Genomic DNA, 5,950 nt, shown 5'->3' with positions numbered 1-5,950 from the left:
TTACTGTAGTTTTTTCTCAACAGTATTCGAACTCTTCTTTTGGTGTCTAACTACAATCTGTACCAGAAGGACACCCAAAAGAAGCAGAACCATACCAAAGATCATCCTCGAAGACAGTCTTTCAGATAGAAACACCACACCTCCCAACACTCCAATCAAAGGAGTAAGCATAGAGCTTACAGCAAGTGCAGAAGGATCCATCTGATCAACAACAAAGCTCCATAGTACAAAGCAGAGAGCCGACGCCAAAACTCCGTTATACAATAGACAGAGAATTGAGGTGAGGTTAAATACTGGTAAACTCTTAACCACAATACAGGAATAAACAATCAGAAAAAAGGTACCAAAGCCAAGTTGTAAGGTGGTATGAGCAAGCTTGTCCAGACCTCCTAATTTAGTCTTTATGATAAGATTAGCTACCGCCCAGGATAACGCACCGCTCAAAGCAAAAAACATCATAGATAGCTCACCTTCAAGACGGAAATTCATAATCACAAACAGTCCAATAAAAGCCAGACCAATTCCCAGACTTTTAACAAAAGAGAATTTCTCCTTTAACACTATATATGACAGTATTGCCACGAATATAGGCATTGTGTAATTTAGGACACAAGAAACCCCCGCCCCAAGATGCGAAATAGCAATCTGAACTACTACATTTGAATAACTAATATGTAAGATTCCTGCGAGAGCAATCCAGAACAGACTGCAATTTTTGAGTCTAACCATCAGAGAAATAATAGAAAAATAAGAACTAGTGTCAGATTCGCTTAAGTTCCTTAGAGGAACAAAACTATCCACAATAATGTTCTTTAGATTATTACGATGATTTTTATTAAAAAAGACAAAAGGCAAAAGAACAATAAAACCAACCAGAAACCTTGAGGTGGCAAATAGCTCTGGCTCGAAATAGACGGAGGCTATTTTCATTACCGTCCAATTCAGCCCCCAGATTAAATACAGTAGCACTAAAGCAAATATCAGCATAAACAGTCCATAAAAATATTCACTTTTATTGTAACTGTCTAACCAACATATATGAAAACAAATTGTTTAAAATGATATATTCGTTTGAAAAAGAAAGGGAAAAAGAATTGAGTTAAGACTTGGTGCCCAGGACGAGACTTGAACTCGTACTCCCGGAAGAACTACCCCCTCAAAGTAGCGTGTCTACCAATTTCACCACCTGGGCACAACAAGAAATATAATACCAAATTTTAATAATTTGTAAAGATTTTATTTGTTAAAACTCAGTATGTTAAGTTTAATACTTATACTTCCTTTCATTTTCCTTTAAAAGTAGATCTGTTTTACCTGTCAGAAGCTTCTTATAAATCACATCATATAAAAGCACATTCTGAACATACAGCCTGGTTTCCTTAAAAGGGATATTCTCGATAAACATTGGAGTATCACGCTTCTTACCGTCTGCAGACTTCCATCTTGGAATTCTGTTAGGTCCGGCATTGTAAGCAGCAGCGGCTAGAATTCTATTGTTGTCAAATTTTGCCAACATATCTTTTAGATAAGCAGAGCCTAAACGAATATTATTTTCAGGAATAACCAAATCTCTAGGACCGTTATAATCCCAGTTGTTCTTTTTAGAAACAACTCTTGCTGTTTCAGGCATCAGCTGCATTAAACCAACAGCGCCAACAGGAGACTTTATATTAGGATTTAACATACTCTCCTGACGTGAAATACCATACAGGAATGAAATAGGAACGTTGGTTACTGCTGAGTATTTTTTATACAGATTTAAAAAGGCCTTAGGGAATCTGTAATCTAGAGCATCCCATCTCTTGCCTGCAATAACCGACATAATTGCATAATTAACGTTGCCAGTTGACAGAGCCCATTCTGCCATTACCAAAGCTTCATCATTAGAACCATGTTTAGCAACTTCATTCCATTCAATATTAGCATTGGCACTGTCCAGAGCTCTGAACTCAAAAAATCTGATAGCAGCCTTGTTGTGAGCCACAGTTGATGGCCACTTTGCAGACTTCGAAAGACGCTGATGATTAAATGGAGGCTGTTGACCAAGTTCCTGAGCTGCAAGGAATCCAAAGAAGCTGCGGTCTTTTGCAACTTCCTTCATAAGAATAAGACTCTGATCCTTCTCCCCTATTTCATAAGCAGCTCTGGCCTTCCAGTATCTCCAGTTAATCTCTTTCTTATCATTCGGATTCAAATGATTATATAAATCATAGACAACATTCCACTGAGCAAACCAGATTGCTTTTCTCATTCTCATGATCTTGATTTCATCTGTCCATTCAATTGCAGGAAGATGTTTATCTACCCAGTTAACTTCATCCAGGGTTGAATTTCTGCCTAAAAAGCCTCTGGAAATGATCTGTATGATATCCAGTCTCTCTGTTGGTGTAATATGGAATTTCTTACAGAAATACTCAAAATGAGGATTAGCCTCCTCAGGTTTAAGATTGGCAAAACGTTTAAAAGCTAATACAGCAACACGATGAATATCATCTGAACCAGGTTCATATTCTTCATTAAGAATTCTTGAAGGATCATCATACAAAGCCATTGCCATGTTGATTCTATTCTTGAACTTTGAGTCATCTGAAAATTCTGCAGCCAGATTTCTAGTTGAATCAGCATATCTTCGCTGAATGTAAAGACGTTCAAACTTATCCATACGGTTGGTATCATTAAGATTACCGTTCTGCCCCCAGACGTAGATTAAACCAGAACAGCCTGATGGATATGGCTTTAACTGCATATAGATTTTGTTTGCAAAAATCTGAGATGACATATCTGCCTGCCCCAAGTGCCATCTTGCCTCATAGTAGCGACACTGAAGAGTCTGCTGGGAAGAATTCATTTCCATATTGTCATCAAATGGCTTCTTCTTTCCTATAAGCACTGACACCTGCTTATAGTTTCCGTGTCTAGCCAGAAAATCTATGTATTTGTTTTTAAGAATCTGACTTAATTCCTTATGATCATCACTTCTGATAAACTCAACGACCTTAGGATATTTTGAAACATCCATGTTATTGGTCAGATTCCAGTAATCAATCCATATAGCCAGAGGATAATCCTCTAGATGGTTCTTCTTGATTCTTAAGGCCTCAGCAGTATCACCTTTCTTTGCCGCAGCTTCTGCATCCTGAAAATACTTTCGCTGGTTGATGAGCTTAGGGGTAGTTGCAAGCAAAGGATTCTCTGCAGTCAGATCAACTACAGGTGCAACATAGGTCTGTCTAATCTCTTTTCTTTGAATAGGTTCCTTAAAATAGTTTTTATTACTCTTAGCTGGAGACTTTTTCTGTGCGTTTGGTCTAGAGGATTTACTGGTTTTCTTGGTGTTAGTTGCTTTTGAACTTTTTGAATTTTTTGCAGTATTATTTTTTTTGCTTGAATTAGATTTATTTACTTTCTTCTGAGTCTGAGCAGATTTACTGCTATTAGTCTGAGCAGCATATGAACAGTTGAAATTAGCAGCAAGGAAACAGAAAGAGGTTCCTAGAAGTAGGGATTTTACTATATTTGATAATTTCATAAAAAAACCAGCTTAACTTTGTACAGTAACTGTATCATTATACAAAGTTAGAGCCGGTTTTTAAGAAAAACTTGTCGCAATTTATAGAAAATTCAACAATTAGAATAGATTAATGTTAAATACCTTTAAATATCCTATAAACAGAATCACGGCAATAGCAGTTGTTAGAATATATCTGTAGTAAACAAACAGTTTCTCTGAAATTTTGTAGCCGATACCGGTATTACACTCTTTAATATATTTCTCCCATTTCATACCACGCTTTGAGGTAATGAACAGAACAAATACTAAAGAACCAATAGGCAGTACATTTGATGAAATCAGGAAGTCACAGAAATCTGTAATACCAGTGCCGTTTCCTAGGATTGAAACATTTGAAAGAACATTGAAACCTAATACAGGGAGAATAGCTAATAGCAGAATAACTAAAAAGTTAACCAGAACTGCCTTCTTTCTTCTAACGTTAAACATTTCTAAGTTTGCAGCAATAATATTCTCAAACACTGCAATCAGTGTTGACACAGCCGCAATCAGCATAAACAGGAAGAACAGAGTTCCCCACATTGATCCCAGGTACATATTTGAAAAGACTGTTGTCATGGAAACAAACAGCAGATTAGGACCAGCATCAGGATTGATCCCGTAAGTAAAACAAGCTGGGAAGATAACAAAGCCAGATAAAAGAGCAATTGCAGTATCAAGTCCTGCGATAAATAAGGCCTCGTTTAACAGGCAGTGACGGTTTGACATGTAGCTACCGAATATTGCTATACCGCCCATACCTGTAGATAAAGTAAAGAAAGCCTGTCCCATTGCAGCCCATATAGCTTCACCAAAATTATTCTCAAGTTTGGATAAATCAGGTTTTAAGTAGAAAGAAATACCATCAGCAAAACCTGACATGGTGCAGGAGCGAACAGCCATGAATACAAGAAGAATAATCAGCATCATCATTAAAGGCTTGGTATATCTCTCAACACCTTTAACCAGACCTAAAGCCACAATCATAAATGAGAAAGCAACAACTGCAGCCATACACATGTATAGAGTAACCGGATCTGCCAGCAGTGAAACGAACCCCTCAAGAGCAACATCCTTTGGCAGATTTGACTCAACGGTACCGAAAGCAAACTTCAGGAAATAGTAAAGCATCCATCCGGTAATAATTCCGTAGAAAGACATCAGAATATAGTTACCAGCAAGCTGCCACCATTTATTTACATGCCATTTAGTACCAGGCTCCTCTAGTTTTTCATAGCATTTTGCTATTGAAGATCTTGAGGCTCTACCTATTGCAAGTTCAACAGTTAAAAGAGGAATACCCATTGCCAAAAGGAAGAATAGATAAATCAATACAAAAATAGCTCCACCATACTGACCTGTAATATAAGGGAATCTCCAGACATTACCAATACCGACAGCACATCCTGCTGCAATCAAAATAAAACCAAGTCTGGTTTTAAACTGTTCTCTTTTCTCGTTCATTCGATTATCCTAAATCTAAAAATTTTTCTATTATGCTCTTCCAAAAATCTTATAGTAACCAACGGCCAGCACAATGATAACCATGGTTGTCAGAATATATTTATAGTAGAAATACAATGCTGTTGGCATTGAAAAGCCTTTACCGACATTGCACTGGTCAATGTATCTCTTCCACTGCATGCCACTCTTGGAGCAGATGAACAGCACAAACACAATTGAACCGATAGGAAGAATATTGTTAGAGACCAGGAAGTCAAAGAAATCAAGAATACCGGTATTGGAACCAATAATATGGACATCTGATAAAACATTGAAGCCAAGCATTGGCAGTAAGCTTAAGGCGATAATCACTACAAAGTTGATAACCACAGCTTTGATTCTGCTCCATTTGAACAGTTCTATGCAGCCAGCAATAGAGCTTTCAAACACGGCAATCATGGTTGAAACAGCTGCAATCAGCATGAACAGGAAGAACAGACTTCCCCAAATGGTTCCAAAGGTCATATTTGAGAAAACGACTGTCATGGTTATGAACAGCAGATTAGGTCCTGCATCCGGATTAATGCCGTAGGTAAAACAAGCAGGAAAGATTACGAAACCAGATAATAAGGCAATGATAGTATCAAAGGTTGCAATAAATACGGCCTCATTCAGAATCTTGTGACGTTCTGACATATAGCTACCAAAAATTGCAATTGCACCGAAACCAACAGATAAGGTAAAGAAAGCCTGCCCCATTGCAGCCCAGATTGCCTCACCAATATTGTTCTCAAACTTCTCAAAGTCTGGTTTCAGATAGAACTTGATTCCCTCTGAAAATCCATCTAAGGTAAAGGATCGGCAGGCCATAAAGAACAACAGCAGAATCAGCACAATCATCAAAGGCTTGGTAAAACGCTCAACACCTTTTATGACTCCCAGGGCAACAATAGTAAA

Annotated in this window: 4 protein-coding genes and 1 tRNA gene; all 5 read right to left on the bottom strand. The window is 37.7% G+C overall.

Annotated elements, in window-relative coordinates:
• Entirely contained in the window at nucleotides 1-987 is a 987-nt protein-coding gene (locus tag QZU45_RS10505) for a DMT family transporter (RefSeq protein WP_295355095.1), read from the bottom strand.
• 120 nt (nucleotides 988-1,107) lie between these two features.
• Nucleotides 1,108-1,192, bottom strand: a tRNA-Leu gene (locus QZU45_RS10500).
• A gap of 72 nt (nucleotides 1,193-1,264) precedes the next feature.
• Nucleotides 1,265-3,529, bottom strand: a complete 2,265-nt coding sequence (locus QZU45_RS10495) for a transglycosylase SLT domain-containing protein (protein WP_295355094.1) — start codon at nucleotides 3,527-3,529, stop codon at nucleotides 1,265-1,267.
• A gap of 99 nt (nucleotides 3,530-3,628) precedes the next feature.
• Nucleotides 3,629-5,014 carry a sodium-dependent transporter gene (locus QZU45_RS10490; protein ID WP_295355093.1) on the bottom strand — a complete coding sequence of 462 codons (1,386 nt, stop codon included), beginning with the start codon at nucleotides 5,012-5,014 and terminating at the stop codon, nucleotides 3,629-3,631.
• 30 nt (nucleotides 5,015-5,044) lie between these two features.
• A partial coding sequence (locus QZU45_RS10485; RefSeq protein ID WP_295355092.1) for a sodium-dependent transporter occupies nucleotides 5,045-5,950 on the bottom strand: 906 nt, incomplete at its 5' end.

Source organism: uncultured Succinivibrio sp., assembly GCF_902756765.1.
Lineage (GTDB): Bacteria > Pseudomonadota > Gammaproteobacteria > Enterobacterales > Succinivibrionaceae > Succinivibrio.
The sequence above is the reverse complement of the archived record's forward strand: the minus strand, read 5'-3'. Positions and strand labels throughout refer to the sequence as shown.